Origin of the sequence: Dietzia sp. 111N12-1 (assembly GCF_001658045.1) — a bacterium.
Lineage (GTDB): Bacteria > Actinomycetota > Actinomycetes > Mycobacteriales > Mycobacteriaceae > Dietzia > Dietzia kunjamensis.
Map to the genome: position 1 here is coordinate 1 of NZ_LSSV01000032.1, position 16,908 is coordinate 16,908.

The 16,908-nt window shown below is 70.3% G+C and carries 18 protein-coding genes and 2 pseudogenes; 14 read left to right on the forward strand and 6 right to left on the reverse strand.

Features of this window, described 5'->3' with window-relative positions; all coding sequences use genetic code 11:
- Positions 1-213, forward strand: a pseudogene (locus AYO52_RS18565) (HNH endonuclease); the annotation flags it as partial.
- A 34-nt stretch (positions 214-247) separates the two neighbouring features.
- On the opposite strand, the gene AYO52_RS08470 reads toward AYO52_RS18565, so the two are convergent.
- Entirely contained in the window at positions 248-676 is a 429-nt protein-coding gene (locus AYO52_RS08470) for a pyridoxamine 5'-phosphate oxidase family protein (protein WP_067715897.1), read from the reverse strand.
- 167 nt (positions 677-843) lie between these two features.
- Between AYO52_RS08470 and ectA the strand changes: the two genes are divergently transcribed.
- The 6 genes and pseudogenes from ectA (at position 844) to AYO52_RS08500 (ending at position 6,389) form a co-directional block, all read left to right on the forward strand.
- A complete protein-coding gene (gene ectA, locus AYO52_RS08475; RefSeq protein WP_067715900.1) occupies positions 844-1,356 on the forward strand; it encodes a diaminobutyrate acetyltransferase in 513 nt (170 codons plus the stop codon).
- 70 nt (positions 1,357-1,426) lie between these two features.
- On the forward strand, positions 1,427-2,722 hold the full coding sequence (gene ectB, locus AYO52_RS08480; RefSeq protein ID WP_067715902.1) for a diaminobutyrate--2-oxoglutarate transaminase: 1,296 nt from the start codon (positions 1,427-1,429) through the stop codon (positions 2,720-2,722).
- A 50-nt stretch (positions 2,723-2,772) separates the two neighbouring features.
- On the forward strand, positions 2,773-3,195 hold the full coding sequence (locus tag AYO52_RS08485; RefSeq protein ID WP_067715905.1) for an ectoine synthase: 423 nt from the start codon (positions 2,773-2,775) through the stop codon (positions 3,193-3,195).
- 95 nt (positions 3,196-3,290) lie between these two features.
- Positions 3,291-4,706 (forward strand): annotated as a pseudogene (locus AYO52_RS08490) (flavin-containing monooxygenase).
- Positions 4,703-5,446, forward strand: coding sequence for a bile acid:sodium symporter (locus AYO52_RS17675; protein ID WP_082923883.1), 744 nt, complete (start codon positions 4,703-4,705; stop codon positions 5,444-5,446). Before AYO52_RS08490 ends, AYO52_RS17675 begins: the two are co-directional and overlap by 4 nt.
- Positions 5,447-5,540: 94 nt before the next feature.
- Positions 5,541-6,389, forward strand: a complete 849-nt coding sequence (locus tag AYO52_RS08500; RefSeq protein ID WP_067715908.1) for a PIG-L deacetylase family protein — start codon at positions 5,541-5,543, stop codon at positions 6,387-6,389.
- A gap of 1 nt (position 6,390) precedes the next feature.
- Here the strand turns inward: AYO52_RS08500 and AYO52_RS08505 are convergent, their stop codons facing one another.
- On the reverse strand, positions 6,391-7,404 hold the full coding sequence (locus AYO52_RS08505; protein WP_067715910.1) for a DUF2332 domain-containing protein: 1,014 nt from the start codon (positions 7,402-7,404) through the stop codon (positions 6,391-6,393).
- A gap of 109 nt (positions 7,405-7,513) precedes the next feature.
- Between AYO52_RS08505 and AYO52_RS08510 the strand changes: the two genes are divergently transcribed.
- Genes AYO52_RS08510 through AYO52_RS08530 form a run of 5 tightly spaced genes read left to right on the forward strand, consistent with a single transcriptional unit; the run spans position 7,514 to position 11,469 of the window.
- Positions 7,514-8,584 (forward strand): glutathione S-transferase family protein, encoded by a 1,071-nt coding sequence (locus AYO52_RS08510; RefSeq protein WP_067715913.1) that lies wholly within the window; start codon positions 7,514-7,516, stop codon positions 8,582-8,584.
- Between the two features lie 30 nt (positions 8,585-8,614).
- The gene (locus AYO52_RS08515; protein ID WP_082923884.1) at positions 8,615-9,199 is read left to right on the forward strand and encodes a GtrA family protein; all 585 of its coding nucleotides are present in this window, start codon (positions 8,615-8,617) and stop codon (positions 9,197-9,199) included.
- A gap of 8 nt (positions 9,200-9,207) precedes the next feature.
- The gene (locus tag AYO52_RS08520) at positions 9,208-10,023 is read left to right on the forward strand and encodes a trimeric intracellular cation channel family protein (protein ID WP_067715918.1); all 816 of its coding nucleotides are present in this window, start codon (positions 9,208-9,210) and stop codon (positions 10,021-10,023) included.
- A gap of 9 nt (positions 10,024-10,032) precedes the next feature.
- Positions 10,033-10,728, forward strand: a complete 696-nt coding sequence (locus AYO52_RS08525; RefSeq protein ID WP_067715919.1) for a hypothetical protein — start codon at positions 10,033-10,035, stop codon at positions 10,726-10,728.
- Positions 10,729-10,788: 60 nt separating this feature from the next.
- On the forward strand, positions 10,789-11,469 hold the full coding sequence (locus tag AYO52_RS08530) for a DNA-3-methyladenine glycosylase I (protein WP_067715923.1): 681 nt from the start codon (positions 10,789-10,791) through the stop codon (positions 11,467-11,469).
- 4 nt (positions 11,470-11,473) lie between these two features.
- Here AYO52_RS08530 and AYO52_RS08535 read toward each other — a convergent pair whose 3' ends face one another.
- Positions 11,474-12,766 carry a glycoside hydrolase family 3 N-terminal domain-containing protein gene (locus tag AYO52_RS08535; protein WP_067716000.1) on the reverse strand — a complete coding sequence of 431 codons (1,293 nt, stop codon included), beginning with the start codon at positions 12,764-12,766 and terminating at the stop codon, positions 11,474-11,476.
- A 99-nt stretch (positions 12,767-12,865) separates the two neighbouring features.
- Here AYO52_RS08535 and AYO52_RS08540 point away from each other — a divergent pair, with 99 nt between their 5' ends.
- Positions 12,866-14,209, forward strand: coding sequence for an APC family permease (locus AYO52_RS08540; protein WP_067715926.1), 1,344 nt, complete (start codon positions 12,866-12,868; stop codon positions 14,207-14,209).
- On the forward strand, positions 14,206-15,312 hold the full coding sequence (locus tag AYO52_RS08545; protein ID WP_067715929.1) for a nitronate monooxygenase family protein: 1,107 nt from the start codon (positions 14,206-14,208) through the stop codon (positions 15,310-15,312). The genes AYO52_RS08540 and AYO52_RS08545 overlap by 4 nt, the downstream gene beginning before the upstream one ends.
- Positions 15,313-15,334: 22 nt before the next feature.
- Here AYO52_RS08545 and AYO52_RS08550 read toward each other — a convergent pair whose 3' ends face one another.
- The 3 genes from AYO52_RS08550 to AYO52_RS18250 all read right to left on the reverse strand — a co-directional run bounded on the left by AYO52_RS08550 (position 15,335) and on the right by AYO52_RS18250 (position 16,638).
- Complete coding sequence (locus tag AYO52_RS08550; RefSeq protein WP_067715932.1) at positions 15,335-15,796, reverse strand: SRPBCC family protein; 462 nt, start codon at positions 15,794-15,796, stop codon at positions 15,335-15,337.
- A 156-nt stretch (positions 15,797-15,952) separates the two neighbouring features.
- Positions 15,953-16,111 (reverse strand): hypothetical protein, encoded by a 159-nt coding sequence (locus AYO52_RS18570; RefSeq protein ID WP_172812139.1) that lies wholly within the window; start codon positions 16,109-16,111, stop codon positions 15,953-15,955.
- 365 nt (positions 16,112-16,476) lie between these two features.
- The gene (locus AYO52_RS18250; RefSeq protein ID WP_156523569.1) at positions 16,477-16,638 is read right to left on the reverse strand and encodes a hypothetical protein; all 162 of its coding nucleotides are present in this window, start codon (positions 16,636-16,638) and stop codon (positions 16,477-16,479) included.
- Between the last annotated feature and the right edge of the window lie 270 nt (positions 16,639-16,908).

Consider the following 16,908-nt stretch of genomic DNA (forward strand, 5'->3'; position numbering starts at 1 on the left):
CCCGCCCCCGGCACGGGCACGGGCGCCGCCAGCGCCAGCACCGGCGCGGCCACCGACACCACGCCCGAGAAAGCCACCCCCGCCAGCGCCACCCCCGAGAGCGCCAGCCGCTGGTGGGCCCGCAACAAACCCCACCACAGCGACATCGAAAAAGGCATCCGCGCCCTACTCCACGAACGCCTCGACGAACTCATCGACCCACCACCGTTCTAGGCGGCTGGGTGGGCGCAGACCAGTGGGGCGTGGGTCAGTAACCGGTGTAGCGCTCCGGCTCCTCGCCGAAGGTGAATCCGCGGCCGGAGATCTTCTCGGGCGTGATCTCGACGAAGTTGTACTTCAGGGTCGGGATCCAGGGTTTGAGCCCGAGCTCTTCCGCGCGGTTGATCTCCGCGAAGCTGTCGAGCCGTCGCGCCGTCCCGCGGACGACGATCGACCAGGCGTCGTCGCCGTCGATGTGGTCGACTTGGAACACGACGTCCGGATGGACCGTGATCCCGGCGAGCTTGGAGCCCTCCGCGGTGCGGAAGAAGAGCTTGCCCTCCGGGGAGAGCGCGTAGTTGACGGGGAAGATGTCGGCACGGCCCTCGGAGACGGTGACCAGGCGTCCCAGGGAGACCGTGCCCAGAAGCTGCAGACTTCGCGCCTCGTCGAATTCGGTGATCGGGTTGGCGTCCATGTCCTGATTCTCTCACCGCAGGGCCGGCGCCGGAACCGTTGTCGGAGACTGCCGCGTGACCGACCTCACTCCCCGGCGGCCACCTGCACACTCATCGTGTTTTCAGGTAACGAATTGGGGAAGGGTGATGCAACAACGTGGGGACGTCACTACGGTGGACACCGACTATGAACCCAGGAGAACGAGTAGTACCCCGTAACCCTGATTCGTCCGACGCGCTGTTCCGAGTGCCCACCGCGGCCGACGGAACCCGCATGTGGGAGATCGCCCGAGACAGCGGCGTTCTCGACCTCAACTCCTCCTATGCCTACGTGCTGTGGGGGGCGGAGTTCTCGGAGAGCTCCGTGGTGGTGGAGGTCGAGGGCCGGGTCGTCGGATTCGTCACCGGATTCATCCGCCCCTCGGAGCCGGACACGATCTTCGTGTGGCAGGTCGGCGTCGACGCCGACCAGCGCGGCAAGGGACTGGCGGCGCGACTGCTGCACAGCCTCATGGACCGGCTGGCCGAGCGCGGCGTGGTGCGCCTGCGCACCACCATCAGCCCGGACAACGAGGCGTCCCAGCGCACCTTCGGTGCCGTCGCGCGAGACCGCGGGATGACGCTGTCCGACGAGGACTACCTGAGCTCCGAACTCCTCGGCGAAGGTCACGAGCAAGAAGACCTGTACACGATTTCCTAGACGAGGGCGCGCGGGCCGCCCGGCCCGCCACCGTCGCCCGCCTCTTCACAAATGGAGTGATCTGAAGACCATGACCGAGTCCACGCACGACACCAGCACCAATACGGACATCTTCTCCGACCGCGAGTCGGAGGTCCGTAGCTACTCGCGCAACTGGCCGGTGGTATTCGACACCGCCAAGGGCACCACGCTCACGACCGTCGACGGAGACGAGTACCTCGACTTCTTCGGCGGTGCCGGCGCACTGAACTACGGCCACAACGACGACGACATGAAGAGCGCGCTGTTGGAGTACATCCAGCGCGACGGCGTGACCCACTCGCTCGACAAGTACACCGTCGCCAAGCGCGCGTTCCTGGAGACCTTCTCCTCGAAGATCCTCGAGCCGCGCGGGCTGGACTACAAGGTGATGTTCCCCGGGCCGACCGGCACCAACGCCGTGGAGTCGGCACTCAAGCTGGCCCGTAAGGTCACCGGCCGCGAGGCCATCATCAACTTCACGAACTCTTTCCACGGCATGACCCTCGGATCGCTGTCGGTGACCGGCAACTCGATGAAGCGCGCCGGTGCCGGCATCCCGCTGGTCCACGCCACGCCGATGCCGTACGACAACTACTTCGGTGGCGTCACCGAGGACTTCCAGTGGATGGAGCGCGTCCTCGTCGACTCCGGCTCGGGCATGAACCGCCCGGCGGCCGTGATCGTCGAGTGCGTCCAGGGCGAGGGAGGCATCAACGCTGCGCGCGCCGAGTGGCTGAAGGCCCTCGACGAGCTGTGCAAGCGCCACGACATCCTGCTGATCGTCGACGACGTCCAGATGGGCTGCGGTCGCACCGGCGAGTTCTTCTCGTTCGAGTTCGCGGGCATCAAGCCGGACATCGTCTGCCTGTCCAAGTCGATCGGTGGCTACGGCCTGCCACTGGCGGTCACCCTGTTCAACCGCGAGCTCGACGAGTGGACCCCGGGCGAGCACAACGGCACCTTCCGCGGCAACAACATGGCATTCATCACCGCCGACGTGGCGCTGCGCAAGTACTGGTCCGACGACAAGCTGCAGAACCGCACGCTGGAGAACGGCCGTATCCTGCGCGAGCGCTTCTCCCCGCTGGTCTACAAGTACGAGGGCAAGCTCGAACTCCGCGGCCGCGGCATGGCGTTCGGTATCGCCTTCCTCGAGAAGCCGGAGCTGGCCGGAGAGGTCATGGCCCGCTGCTTCGACAACAGGATGCTGGTCGAGACCGCCGGCCCGAGCGACGAGGTCGTCAAGTTCCTCGCCCCGCTCACGCTGACCGACGAAGAGCGCGATCGGGGCATCGAGATCTGCTACGAGGCCGTCGACCACGTCCTCGCCCAGCAGTACCTCTGAGCGCCCAGACCACACACCCTCGACCCACGACCTCGCCGAGGAGGCCCCGCATGATCGTTCGTACCACCGCAGAGATCACCGACACCGACCGCCACATTAAGGGCAACAACGGCAACTGGGAGTCCAAGCGCATCGTCCTGGCCGACGACCGCGTCGGGTTCTCGTTCCACGAGACCACCATCGCGGCCGGCACGACCAACGACTTCCACTACGCCAACCACATCGAGGCCGTGTGGCTGACCCGTGGCAAGGGCACCCTGCGTGACCTGACCAACGACAAGGAGTACCCGCTCGAGGCGGGCTCCATGTACCTGCTCGATGGCAACGAGAAGCACCAGGTCATCGTGGAGGAGGAGATGCAGATGCTCTGCGTCTTCAACCCCCCGGTCGTCGGCGACGAGAACCACGACGAGAACGGCATCTACCCGCTCCTGCGTCTGCAGGACGACGGCTCGGTCGTTCGCGAGAAGTAGACTCCGGGTCGCTTCCGGGCCCTCCCCGGTCGATTTCGTCCAGTGCGGACGAAACCGGCCGGGGATTCTCGCGTTCTGGGGCAGTATCTGTACCCGTGCCCATCCTTGACACCCGTCCAGTCGCCATCATCGGGGCCGGGCCCTCCGGCCTGGCCGCAGCCCGCAACCTCGACCGCCAGGGCGTCGACTGGGTGGGCTTCGATCTCGCCGGAGACGTCGGCGGACTGTGGAACATCGATTCCCCGCGCAGCACGGTCTACGCGTCGGCCCACCTCATCTCCTCCGCCCGCACCACGGAGTTCGCCGAGTTCCCCATGCCGGCCGACACCCCCGACTGCCCGGACCACCGCCGGTTGCTGGCCTACTTCCGCGACTTCGCCGACCACTTCGGCCTACGCGAACGGTTCCGCTTCGGCACCGAGGTGGTCCGCGCGGAACCGGTGAGTGACGCGCGCGACTCCGGGTGGCGACTCCACGTGCGCGCGGTGGGTGGGGGCGGCGGTGGGACCGACGACGAGGTGGGCCCCGGGCCCGAGGCTGACGCCGGGGAGTTCTCGGCGCTGGTGATCGCGAACGGCACCCTCTCCGAGCCCAAGATCCCGGAGTTCGCGGGCCGGTTCAGTGGCGAGGTCCGCCACACCAGCCGCTACAAGTACCCGCGGGAGCTGGCCGGGAAGCGCGTCCTCGTGGTGGGCGGGGGCAACAGCGACTGCGACATCGCGGTCGACGCCGTCCACCACGCCGCGTCGGTCGACATCAGCGTGCGGCGCGGCTACCACTTCGTGCCCTAGTACCTCTTCGGCCGACCTGCCGACACCCTCGGGTCCGGCGGTCGCCCCCTGCCCCCGCGGATCAAGCAGTCCATCGACTCGCGGGTACTCAAGGCCTTCACCGGCGATCCGACCCGGTTCGGCTTCCCCGAGCCCGACCACAAGATCTACGAGTCCCACCCCGTCGTCAACAGTCTGATCCTGCAGCACGTGGGCCACGGCGACATCGGGGTCCGGGCGGACATCGACCGGTTCGACGGGCGGACCGTGCGTTTCGTCGACGGGACGTCTGGCGAGTACGACCTCGTCATGCTCGCCACCGGCTACGTGCTGAACTACCCGTTCATCGACCGCCGCCACCTCGACTGGGCCGAGAGCGCCCCCGCGCCGGACCTGCACGTCAACATCTTCCCGTCGGCCCGCGACGACCTCGCGGTACTCGGCATGCTCGAGGCCTCCGGCATCGGCTGGCAGGGCCGCTACGAACAGGCCGACCTCGTCGCCCGCTACCTCGCGGCACGCCGTGACGACTCACCGGCCGGGCGTGCGGCCCTCGCCGTCGTCGACTCCTCCCGGCGCGGCCCCCGCCCGGACCTCACGGGGGGCTACAACTACCTCGGGCTGGACCGGATGGCCTACTACGCCAACAAGAGCGCGTACCGCGGCGCCGTGACCGGGCTGGTCGCGCGCATGGAGGCGGCGGGTTCGGACTCCGCGCAGACACCGGGGGCCGGCTCGTGAACGTCGACGACATCCGGATCGCGTTCGACTCCGGGTCCCTCACCACGCTGAAGATCGTCCTGGGACTGATCCTGTTCGGCATCGCCATGGACACGCGGCTCTCCGACTACCGGCTGGCGCTGCGCAAGCCCAGGGCGTTCGCGGTGGCCGTGGCAGCACAGTTCGCGCTGCTGCCCGCGCTGACGTTCCTGCTGACGCTGCTGCTCGGCGTGCAGGGGTCGGTCGCGCTCGGCATGATCCTCGTGGCGTGCTGCCCGCCCGGCAACGTCTCCAACATCCTCACGCACCGGGCGCGTGGCGACGTGGCGCTGTCGGTGTCGATCACCGAGGACCACGCCGTCCGCGGCACCAGCGCGTTCGCCTACAGCCACCACAAGGCGCTCGTCGAGCACATGCTGGCCGACGCCCGCCGCGAGCACCCCCATCTCGACCAGGTCGTGTTGCGCATCGGCACGATCCTCGGCGACACCGTGGACAACAAGATCACCGCCCTGTTCCACCGTTGCTCGCCGTCCGGGGGTCGGACTCGCCGTTCGTCTTCATCTGGGACACCGACCTGGTGGCGATCATCGTGCGCGCCGTGGGCGACGGGCCGGCCGGTGTCTACAACGTCGCCGGCACGGGAACGCTCACCATCGACCAGATCGCTGCGCCGCTCGGCAAGCGCACCCTTGCGGTCCCCGAGCCGGTGCTCGACAACAGCCGGCTCCGTGAGGTCTTCGGCTACACGCCTGAGCTGACCAGCGCCGAGGCGTTCGACCGCTGGCTCGCGGGCCATCCCGACGCACGGGCGTGACGCCCCGCGCGGGGCGGCCGGCAGGGCAGAATGTCCGGGTGTCGACCATCGTGTTCCTCCACGCCCATCCCGACGACGAGACGTCCCAGACCGCGGGGATGATGGCGCTCGCCTCCCGCGCCGGGCACCGGGTGGTGACGGTGTTCGCCACCGACGGCGATCACGGTGAGCGCCCCGAGCACCTCGGACCCGACGGCGACCTGGTGGAGCACCGGCGAGGGGAGGCCCGTGCGGCGGCGGCGGTGCTGGGCGTGGCCCGGATCGACTGGCTGGGGTACCGGGATTCGGGGATGACCGGGTGGGAGCAGAACGATCACCCGCTGAGCCTCCACAGCGCCGACGTCGACGAGGCCGCCGCGCGGGTGGCGCGGATCTGCGACCGCGAGGACGCCGACGTCCTGGTGGGCTATGACCACCACGGGAACTACGGGCACCCCGACCACATCGCGGTCCACCGGATCGCCCGGCGCGCGGCGGAGGTGGCCGCGCGACGTCCCCGCCTGATGGAGGCCACGACCAACCGGGACGCCCAGTTGGAGATGCTCGACAGCCCCGCCGCGGCCGAGTTCATGCAGGCTCTCGCGGCCGGCGGAATGGACCTCGACGCGGATCGGATCCGGCAGGCGATCCTCATCGGCGACGACGGACAACCGATCGGGGTCGCGGAGTCGGAGATCGCGTGGGCGATCGACCTGCCGTCGGACGTGATCGACCTCAAGCGCCGCGCGATGCAGTGCCACGCCAGTCAGACCAGCGACATCGGCATGATGCTGGCGTTCCCGCCGGACATCTACGCCGCGGCCTTCGGCACGGAGTACCTCATCGAGCCCGACGCGAGTGGGTCCGGAACGGACGTGCCGATGCGGCGCGGGTGGCCGTTCGGCTAGCTCAGGGCAGGTCGAGCGCGCGGACCCAGTCACCGTGGCCGTGCGCCGTGGCCAGGGGGCGACCGTTGACGGCGACGACGAAGATGCCCTTGTGTCGACGGAGCGACTCCGGGACCTGCTCGGCGACGTCGGGCAGGAGGGTCACACCCTCGACCGAGATCCACACACAGTCCAGCTCGGTGACCCGGCGGACGAACTCGGCGCGGGCCGGCGGCTCGAGGTAGCCGAGCACCGCGGTGTGGAACACCACCGGTGTCGATCCCGCGGGACACGCGGCGACGGAGGCCTCCAGCTCCTCGACCAGGTCGCCGGCGATGATCTGCGGCGGGTCGGCGGCCGCGATGTCGAGCGCGGCGTCCAGGCGGGGCACGCGCTCGGCCTGCTGTCCGGGCCAGACCAGGCTGCGTAGCCAGTCGCGGGAATCCGGGTCGGCTGGATCGATGGGGGAGAGGTCGACGCCGCCCCGGTGGACGACCTCCGGCAATGCGCGGGGCAGCGGGACGCCGTCGCGCAGGTCGCAGTCCAGGACCGGGGGCGCCGCGGGAGAGGCGACGGTTGCGGGCGTCAGCTCGCGGGTGGCGCCGCCGTCGAGCGTGTACCGGTAGGCGTAGCGGTCCGGGTACAGGCACAGGCCGGCCGACGCGCCCATCTCCACCAGCGAGAGCGGTCCGGGCAGCAGGGACAGGAACGGCAGGAGCACCGCGCAGCGCTTGGCCTCGTTGGTCTGGGTGGAGTGGCTGAGGACGATCTGCTCGATCTCCGGCCAGTGATCGTGGACGAAGTCGCGGAAGGCCGGGTAGTCCTCGGTCTCGGGCGCGCCGGCGTGACGGGCGGCGGCGAAGAACAGTGCCGGCTGACGCTTGATCCGGGGCAGAGAGGCGATGAGGTCGCTGGTGGCGGGGTCGTCCGCGATGCCCCGGGCCCAGGAGAGGTACACCGGGGTGCGTCCGCGGACCTCGAACTCGGCGAAGTCGGAGTAGCGGGCGGGGACGTCGTCGACGTGCGCGGAGTCCATGGTGCCCAGCGTCGCACACCCCCTGTGGGGAGGAGGGCTGGCCTGGCCACATTCCACCCGGTATGTTGGTGATGCATCAATGACCTCACGCCGACCTCTGGAGGCCCTCATGGCTGCCGACACCGACTTCACGCCCGCCAGGAACGCCTCGACCGACGGCGAGTTCGTCCGCGACGCCACCTACATCAACGATCGCGTGGTGGCGGACGTACCGGCCGGGTCGGAACCTGTGGGGGACAGGGTGGGCGAGATGCGGTGGCCGGTGGAGCCCGGCCGGTATCGACTCATGGCCGCCCGCGCCTGCCCGTGGGCCAGTCGCACCATCATCGTGCGCCGACTCATGGGACTCGAGGGCGTCATCTCGATGGGTCTCGCGGGCCCCACGCACGATGTCAACTCCTGGGTCTTTGACCTCGACCCGGACGAGCGCGACCCGGAGACCGGCCTGCACCGCCTGCAGGAGGCCTACTTCAACCGGATCCCCGATTACCCGCGCGGCATCACGGTCCCCGCGCTGGTCGATCTGCCCACGAAGTCGGTGGTGACCAACGCCTATCAGAAGCTCAACTTCGATCTCCTCTCCGAGTGGACGGCCTTCCACCGCGAGGGTGCCCCGGACCTGTACCCGGCCGAGCACCGGGACGAGATCGACGAGCTGGACTCGTGGATCTACCCCACCGTGAACAACGGCGTGTACCGCTGCGGATTCGCGGCGGACCAGGACGCCTACGAGCAGGCGTACGACGAGCTGTGGGAATCGCTGGACCGGCTCGAGGAGCGGCTGTCCACGCGCCGTTACCTCGTCGGCGACACGATCACCGTCGCGGACATCCGGTTGTTCACCACACTGGTCCGCTTCGACGCGGTCTACCACGGCCACTTCAAGGCCAACCGCAACAAGATCTCCGAGATGCCCGCGCTGTGGGGCTACCTGCGGGACCTGTTCCAGACCCCCGGTTTCGGTGACACCTGCGACTTCCCGCAGATCAAGGAGCACTACTACGACGTCCACCGGGACGTGAACCCCACCGGTGTGGTCCCCAAGGGGCCGGACCTGTCCGGTCTGCTCACCCCGCACCACCGCGAGGAACTGGGCGGTCGACCGTTCGGCGACGGCACCGCACCCGGGCCCATCGAGGACCCGGCGGAACGCATCGCGGAAGGACACGGCGCGGCCTGAGAGGGCGGTGAACGCCTACACTCATCGCCTGTGACCCCAGCCCTCCCCGAACCCGGCCGCTACCGTCGTGGCGCCCGACAGTTCCTCATGTTCGGGATCGTGGGTGGCTCCGGCATGGTCGTGAACATGATCGTCACGGTCCTGATGAACAAGGCCAACGGCGGGACACAGAACGCCCAGGACATCCTCTTCCCGCTCGGGGGGACGGAGTTCAACTTCCGGTTCACCACGCTGGTGTGGATCGTGGCCTTCCTCGTGGCGAACGTCTACAACTTCCTGCTCAACCGGCACTGGACGTTCGGCAAGGGGCACAAGGCGCCGCCCTGGCAGGAGTTCTGGCCGTTCCTCGTGGTGGGGTCGGTGGCGGCGGCCGCGGGTATCTTCATCAAGCTCGCGTTCACCAACCCCACCAGCCCGTTCTACCTACCGGAGCCGCTGTTCCACGAGGACGCCGGGATCAACTCCCGTGAGTACTGGAGTCAGCTGCTGACGATCCTCATCACGATGCCGATCAACTTCATCGTCAACAAGCTCTGGACGTTCCGGGCGGTGCGCAACCGTCATCACGCGCGTTCCACCACGGATGCGTCGGACGCGGCCGACGCGGTGGTCTAGGCCCCGCCGTGGAGTCCTCGCCGCTGGTCCTGTGGTTCGACCTGATGGGTGTGTTCTTCTTCGCCCTGTCCGGGAACCTGCTGGCGGCGCGGAAGGACATCGACATCACCGGTGGCCTCGTGCTGGGGCTTCTCGCCGGTCTCGGTGGCGGCATCATCCGTGACGTCCTGCTGGGGGTCACCCCGCTCGCGCTGTCGGAGCCGATCTACCTGGTCGCGCCCGTGGTCGCGGCGGCGGTCGTGTACCTGCTCGGTTCGCTCATCCACCGCGTGCAGACCCTGATCGTCGCGTTCGACGCCGCGGGCCTAGGGCTGTTCTGCACCTTCGGCACCGCGCGGGCGCTGGATCACGGGATGCCGGTCGCGTCGGCGCTGCTGCTCGGGGTGGTCACGGCGGTGGGCGGCGGGTTGCTGCGGGACGTGGTCGCCAACGAGATCCCCGCGGTGTTCAGCGGCTCCAACCTGTATGTCATCCCGGCGGCGACCGGTGCCGCCCTGACGGCCCTCGCCGTGGCCACCGACACCTGGGGGCCGATCGCCGCGACCGTGTTGTCCTTCCTCGTGTTCGCGTTCCGCATGGTCGCGTGGTGGCGACAGTGGCGTGTCCCGGCACCGGTGCGGAGCTGGACCGTGCGGGACCTCGACGTGCTGCGGCGCCGCGAGCGGTCGGTGTTCGGCCGCCCGCGCCGGGAGGGGAGCTCTGCCGGCGAGCGGGACGACGGCGAGCGGGACGACGGCGAACGGGACGACAACGAGGGCCGCGACCGCGACGACGACGCTGATCCCGACGGCCTCCGAGACTTCCGGCCGGGCCGACGTCGGTAGGGTTGTCCGGTGCAGTACTACCTCAGCCTGCTGGGTTTCGCGGCGATCGATTCGCTCAACCTCCTGGCCTTCGCCGTCATCGCGGGCCTGTGGCTGACCTCTGCCGGACGCGGGGTCGCGTTCGCGCCGCGGGCCGCACGGTTCACCGGCGGCGCGTTCTGCGGCATCGTGTTGCTCTCGCTGATCTCGGTGTGGGTGATCGGCAACAACCAGGAGTTCGTCCGCAGCCTGTTCTACAACCTGTGGGCGATGGTCGCGCTCGGCGTGGTCGGCCTCGTCATCACGGTCATGGGGTTGCGGCAGCCCGCCGAGGCCAAGGAGGAGAGCGTCGAGGCGCCGCTGACGCAGAACATCCTGCAGAAGTTCGGGATCATGGCCACGGGTGTCGCCCTGGGCGTCATCCAGTCCGGGACGTCGGCGCCGTTCGCCGCGGGGATGGTGCTCATCTCCTTCGCCGAGACCCCGTGGTGGTCCAAGCTGCTGCAGATCCTGTACTTCGCGATCATCGCGATCCTGCCCAGTGCCGGGTTGATCGTCGCCCTGGCGCGGGTCCGGTCGGGCGGGATCACCGCGGCCACCCGCCGGATCGACCGGTTCCTGTCGTACGGCCGCGTGGCCGGGCGCGTGCTCACCCTCGTGGTGGGTGTGGCGCTGCTGGTCCTGGCTCTGGTGCGGATCGTCCAGCTCACGGGCGTGCTGTCGTAGCGCGGTCCTAGGGTGGCGGGCGACCGCCACACGGGTGGTCCGATGAACCCGGGAGACCCCATGCAGACCCAGCCCCAGACACAGATCCAGACCCAGAACCAGACCCAGAACCACGCCTCCGCCGCCGGCACGGTGCTCTGCGAGGACGGACTGAGGCGACCTCCCTGGGCGGCGCGGGACCCCCTGCTGCGGGAGTACTACGACACCGAGTGGGGCGTGCCCGTCCGCGACGAGGCCGGCCTGTTCGAGCGGCTGGTCCTCGAGGGATTCCAGTCCGGGCTCAGCTGGGTGACGATCCTGCGCAAGCGCCCGGCCTTCCGGGAGGCGTTCGCGGGGTTCTCCCCGGACGCCGTCGCCGCCTTCACCGAGGACGACGTGGCCCGGCTCATGTCCGACGAGCGGATCGTGCGCAACCGCCGGAAGATCGACGCCGCCATCGCCAACGCGCGTGCAGTGGTAGCCCTGCGGTCCGAGGGCGGGCTCGGGGAGCTGATCTGGTCGTACCGGCCGGAGACCACCCCGCAGCCGCGGACCGCGGACGAGGTACCCAGCCGCTCGCCGGAGTCGGAGGCGCTCGCGAAGGAGCTCAAACGACGGGGTTTCAGCTTCGTGGGACCGGTGACCGTCTTCGCGCTGATGGAGGCGATCGGGGTGGTCGACACCCACCTGGTGGATTCGCACCGTCGCGGATCCTCGGGCGTGTGGACCGGGGGCGCGGCGACTCCGGAGGGCGCGGGCTGACCGGTCAGCCAGGTGGCCCCGGCAGTGCGGGCAGTCCGGCGCGGGGGGCGAGGTCGGGGATCGGTGCGGACAGCGCGGCGGCGCCCTCGACCTGCCCGGTGGCGGGGCCGCCCACACAGCCGGGGATCCCGCGCAGTGCCGCCATGCGCATCAGGGAGCGGTCGAGGGCCTGTCTGCTCAGCGCGCCATTGGCCAGGGCCTGTTCGACGGCGTCCAAGGCCTCGCCGATCCCGGCCGTGGTGATCCACAGCGGGGAGTCCGCGCCGGCGATGAGCGACTCGGCGACCGCCCGGGGCAGCGGGAAGGCGTCGGTGACCGCGCGCATGCCGGACAGGTCGTCGGTGAAGATCGGTCCGTCGAACGGTTGAGCCCCGTAACCGTGGCCCTCCCGCAGGAGTCGGTACGCCGCCGGTGAGAGCGAGGCCGGACGGTTCACCCCGGTCAGTCCGGGCACCTGCTGGTGGCCCAGCATGATGCCGGCGCCGGGGGTCCCGGCGAGTTCGGCGAACGGGTGCAGGTCGTGGGGCACGAGCTGGTCCAGGGGTGGCACGGTCACCGACTGGTTGTGGCTGTCGCCGGAGGAGCGGCCGTGGCCGGGGAAGTGCTTGAAGACCGGGGCCACACCGGCGTCCTGCAGTCCGGTCGCGAACGCGCGGGCATAGCGCACCACGCGGGCCGGATCGGGGGAGAAGGAGCGGTCCCCGATCACGGCGCCGTCCGGTTGCGCGGACACGTCGACCGAGGGGGCGAAGTCGACGGTCACGCCCATCCCGCGCAGGAACTCGCCGCGCGCGCGGGCCGCCGACCGGACCTGCTCCGGACTCATGGTGGCCGCCATGACCCGGGCGGACGGCAGCGGGCCGGCGTAGGGGGCGATGCGGGACACGCGGCCGCCCTCCTCGTCGATCGCGACCAGCAGCGGGAGGGGAGAGTCCTGCTGGAGACGGGCGAGCGCGTCGCCCGAGACCACCTCGCCGACGACGCCGCCACCGAGGAAGATCCCCCCGATCTTGTGTTGCTCGACCGCCTGCCGGGCGTCTGCCATCGAACTCACGCCGACGGTGAACAGTTGCGCGATCCGCTCCCGCTGGCTCAGTGAATCCAGGGGCGACTCGCACGGCGGTGCAGGTGGCGGCGCCGGTGGCGCGGGCGGCGCAGCGCCAGCCGCTGTCGCTGCCGGGGTGGCCGCAGCGCTGACGGGGGCCGGGTCCACGGGTTCGTCGTCCGCGCACCCGCTCATCGCCAGTCCGGTGATGAGGACGGCAGCCGTCACGCGGAGCCGGCGGGTGAGGGACACGACCCCCAATGTATCCGGACCGGCGGGTGAGCCGAATTCGAGCGGGGGGCCGGGTGCCACGTTCATCTGCCGTCCACCCGGGTTTGTGATGGTGACACGGTGACGTCGACTCTGGAGCGCAGACTGGGCCTGTCCGATGCCGTCGTCCTGGGGCTCGGCGCGATGGTGGGGGCCGGGGTGTTCGTGGCGTTCGCGCCCGCCGCGGCCCGCGCCGGCTCGCTGGTGTGGGTCTCGCTCGCGGTGGCCGCGGTGGTGGCCGTGTGCAACGCGTTGTCGTCGGCCCGGCTGGCGGCGCAGTTCCCCTCGGCGGGAGGGACGTACGTCTACGGGCGCGAACTCCTCGGGCCGCTGCCGGGGTTCCTCGCCGGCTGGGGTTTCGTGGTGGGCAAGACCGCGTCCTGCGCGGCGATGGCCCTCACGGCGGGCCTGTACCTCTGGCCCGGGCACGCCGGCCTCGTCGCGGCCGCGGCGGTGCTCGCGCTGACGATCCTGTCGGTGCTCGGCGTGCAGCGCACGGCCGCCGCGTCGAAGGCGCTGGTCGGAATCGTGCTGGCGGTTCTGGCGGTGTTCGTCGCGATGGCGTGGGTGACGGGGCCCGCGAGTGCCGGACCGGTGGCGTCACCGCCCGCCGTCGACGGTGAGGCGTGGCCCGCCCGGGTTCTCGGGGTCCTCGGGGGCGCGGGGTTCTGCTTCTTCGCCTTCGCCGGGTACGCCCGCATCGCGACCCTCGGGGAGGAGGTGCGTGAGCCCGCCCGCACGATCCCCCGCGCGGTCGTCGTGGCGATCACCGTGGTGATCGGGGTCTACGCGGCGGTGTTGGCCGCCACGGTGCACCTCCTCGGGGTGGGGGGAGTGGCCGCGAGCGCGGCGCCGGTGCTCGACGCGGCCGCGCAGATCGGCGGTGCGGGAGGCGGTGGCGCAGGAGACGGTGGCGCAGGAGACGGTGGCGAGTCAGGCGGTGGCGGGGTGCTCGCGTCGGTGGTCCGGGTCGCCGCCGGGATCGCGGCCCTCGGGGCGTTGCTCGGCGGGGTGCTCGGCGTATCCCGAACGGCGATGGCGATGGCTCGCGACCGGCACCTGCCCGCGCCGCTCGCGGCCGTGCACCCCACCACGCGGACGCCGTACGTCGCCGAGCTCTGCGTGGGCGTGCTGGTGGCCGCGATCGTGCTGGTCGCGGACGTCCGTCAGGCGATCGGGTTCTCCTCCTTCGCGGTGCTGATCTACTACCTCGTGGCGAACACCGCCGCACTGCGCCTCGATCGGCGACGCCGGCGACTGCCGGCCTGGGTGCCGGTGCTGGGTGCGATCGGGTGCGTGGTGGTCGCCGGGAGTCTGCCCTGGCAGTCGGTGATCGGGGGCGTCGTCGTCTTCGTCGTCGGCGGCGCGGTCTATGCGGTGACCCGGCGCCGGGCGGTACCGCCGGGCGTATCGTCGGGGGCATGACCCACGACGACACCCGCCACGTCCGGCCCCGTCTCCTGCCGTCCCACCTGCGGCGTCCCGTGATCGGTGCGCCGATGGCGGGCGGACCCACGACACCGGAACTCATCGCCGCGGTCGGCGAGGCGGGCGGGCTCGCGATGATCGGTTCGGGGTACCTCGACGCCGCCGGCCTCCGCGCGGCGATCGCGCGTGTGCGTGAGCTGACGGACGCGCCGTTCGGGGTGAACGTCTTCCTCGTGGACCGGGACGACTCCGACGCCGCCCTGTCGGCGGCGGGTGGACGGGACGCGGTGGCGGGGTACGCGGCGGCGATCGGGCCGGTCGCACGACGGCTGGGGGTCACGCTCCCGGAGGAGCCGGAGTTCACCGACTTCGACCAGAACGCCAGCCTCGCGGCGCTGGTGGCGGACCCGGTCGCGGTGGTCTCCTTCACCTTCGGGATCCCGGATCCCGGCATGGTCCGGGCTCTGCAGGAGGCGGGGTCGGCCGTGGTCGTCACGGTGGCCGGGGTCGCCGACGCACGCCGGGCGGTCGAGGCGGGGGCGGACTGGCTGTCGGTGCAGAGCGCCGAGGCCGGAGGACACCGCTCCACCACGACGGTGGGGGAGGAGCCCGACGGCATCACCACAGTGGCGCTGGTGCGGGCGGTGCGTGAGGCGCTGCCGGAGACGCAGTTCGTCGCCGCCGGCGGGATCAGCACGCCGGAGGACGTGGTCGCCGTGCTCGACGCCGGGGCGGACGGTGTGCAGCTGGGCACCGTCCTGCTGCGCACCCCGGAGGCCGGCACGAGCGACCTGCACAGGAGCGCGCTGGCCGACCCCGGGTTCACGGAGTCCCGGCCGACCCGCTGCTACACCGGCCGCTACGCCCGGGCGCTCGTCAACGGTTTCGTGGAGGAGTTCGATGCGGTGGCGCCCCCGGCGTACCCGCATCTCCACCTGCTCACCGGGCCCATGCGCAAGGCCGCCGCGCAGGCCGGGGACTCCGAGGTGCCGCCGCTGTGGGCGGGGTCTCGCTGGCGGGCGGCCGACGCCTACGCCGATCGGCCGGCGTCGGAGGTCGTCGCGGACCTGTGGGACCGGGCGGTGGCGCTGCGGGGCTGATCGGCGCCCGGCCGGGTGCGGGTTACCCGGCCCGCCGCTCGGCCTCGGCGGCGATGTCCGCCAGGTCCTGCTCCATCGTCCTACGGGTCGACCTCTCCGCGAACCGGCCCATCACGGACATCACGACCCGGGAGACCGCGGGGGCGTGAGCGGTGTGTGCACCGAACCGCATCCGTAGGGTCGAACCGCCGTCGGCGTCCGGGGTGATGGTGAAGACGGTCTTGTACTCGGTGCCGCCGCTCTCGGCGACGATCGTGGTGGAATGTGGCGGCTCGGCGGCCTGCACCATCATCTCCTCGGTCGCCTTCATCCCGAACATCTTGCGCGTCTCACGCCAGCGCAGGCCGGGCTGATACGGGCCGGAGGTGAGGATCTCGACCGCCAGCACGCCACTGAGCGTGCGATGCGCCTCGGGGATGTCTGTGAGCACGGCCCACACGGTGTCGGGGTCGGCGGCGACGTGGCGGGTCAGGTCGAGTTCCATGGCTCCACGGTACCGGCGCGTGTGGACGAAACGGGTCGCGACAGAACGGGTTGCGGAAATGCGGAAACCGGCCCCCGCCGGAGCGGGGGCCGGTCTCACTGTGCGCTCGGGCCGACCGCAGCCGGGCCCGGGCGAGGCGCCGTCAGGCGCGTCGGCTCAGTTGGTCAGCGAGCCGGTGGCCTGCGCGACGAAGCCACCGATGGTGTTGAGCACCTCGGCGATGATGCCTGCGCCGGCGTCGACGACGTCGGAGCCGGTGTTAACGGCGGCGGAGCCGGTGGCGAGGCCGGGGAGGAAAGTCTCGATGGAACCCATGATGTGGTCCTTTCGTCGGGGGATGCGACGCCTGGTGCGTCGATCGGTGTGCGTGGTTCCCGGCGAGCTCGGGGCTCATCGGGAACTCACCTTCGGACACTACGTAGAGCTGCAGCGGGATTCACCCGGTTCAGTGCCAATCGCGGGCGGTCCACGGGGAATGTCTTTTACTTACGCTGGCCGGCCCGGGTTCGCGGTTTAATGTGATCTACGCCACATTCAGCCCTGAAAGGCGTGCTGCGCCTTTCCGGAAAAGCCCGGAGGCGGGAGAAGAAGGGGCTGGTAAATGCACAACGCCGGCATCCTCGAAAGAGAATGCCGGCGTTGAAAGTGACTAGGACCTCGTGGGTCCAGCGTCACTCAGCTCAGAGCGCGCCCACGACGTTGCCGAGCGAGCCGGTGACGGTGCCGTAGACACCGTCGGCGGCGGCGGAGCCGGTGCTGACGAAGCCCTCGGCGGCGTCGGAGCCGGTGCCGATCAGGCTGTTGAAGAAGTTGAGGAAACCGGTGAAGATGCTCTCGATCATGAGAGACCCCTTTCGTCTGTGGGCGGCGCGAGGGTGCGCCGCTCTCGTGGTGCAGTCCTGCTTTCGGACTCGTGATGTACATCCCGAATCCGCTGGAGGACGTTACGCAGCACCCGCGGAATTACTACCTCCGGGGAGGTTTTCGCCCGGTGTTCCGGTCGCACACTTTCTTATCAATGCAGATAAGGGGGCTCCCCATTTTTCTCGTGTTAGTTGGGTCACATTACTGAAATACCTCGGGCTTCAGCAGGCGCCCCGGCCCGACACGGG

Bases quoted from the DNA above. Each gene is read 5' to 3' on its own strand.
- AYO52_RS08470 (WP_067715897.1), bottom strand. From the start codon at position 676: ATGGACGCCAACCCGATCACCGAATTCGACGAGGCGCGAAGTCTGCAG.
- ectA (WP_067715900.1), top strand. From the start codon at position 844: ATGAACCCAGGAGAACGAGTAGTACCCCGTAACCCTGATTCGTCCGAC.
- ectB (WP_067715902.1), top strand. From the start codon at position 1,427: ATGACCGAGTCCACGCACGACACCAGCACCAATACGGACATCTTCTCC.
- AYO52_RS08485 (WP_067715905.1), top strand. From the start codon at position 2,773: ATGATCGTTCGTACCACCGCAGAGATCACCGACACCGACCGCCACATT.
- AYO52_RS08505 (WP_067715910.1), bottom strand. From the start codon at position 7,404: ATGGACTCCGCGCACGTCGACGACGTCCCCGCCCGCTACTCCGACTTC.
- AYO52_RS08510 (WP_067715913.1), top strand. From the start codon at position 7,514: ATGGCTGCCGACACCGACTTCACGCCCGCCAGGAACGCCTCGACCGAC.
- AYO52_RS08530 (WP_067715923.1), top strand. From the start codon at position 10,789: ATGCAGACCCAGCCCCAGACACAGATCCAGACCCAGAACCAGACCCAG.
- AYO52_RS08545 (WP_067715929.1), top strand. From the start codon at position 14,206: ATGACCCACGACGACACCCGCCACGTCCGGCCCCGTCTCCTGCCGTCC.
- AYO52_RS08550 (WP_067715932.1), bottom strand. From the start codon at position 15,796: ATGGAACTCGACCTGACCCGCCACGTCGCCGCCGACCCCGACACCGTG.
- AYO52_RS18570 (WP_172812139.1), bottom strand. From the start codon at position 16,111: ATGGGTTCCATCGAGACTTTCCTCCCCGGCCTCGCCACCGGCTCCGCC.
- AYO52_RS18250 (WP_156523569.1), bottom strand. From the start codon at position 16,638: ATGATCGAGAGCATCTTCACCGGTTTCCTCAACTTCTTCAACAGCCTG.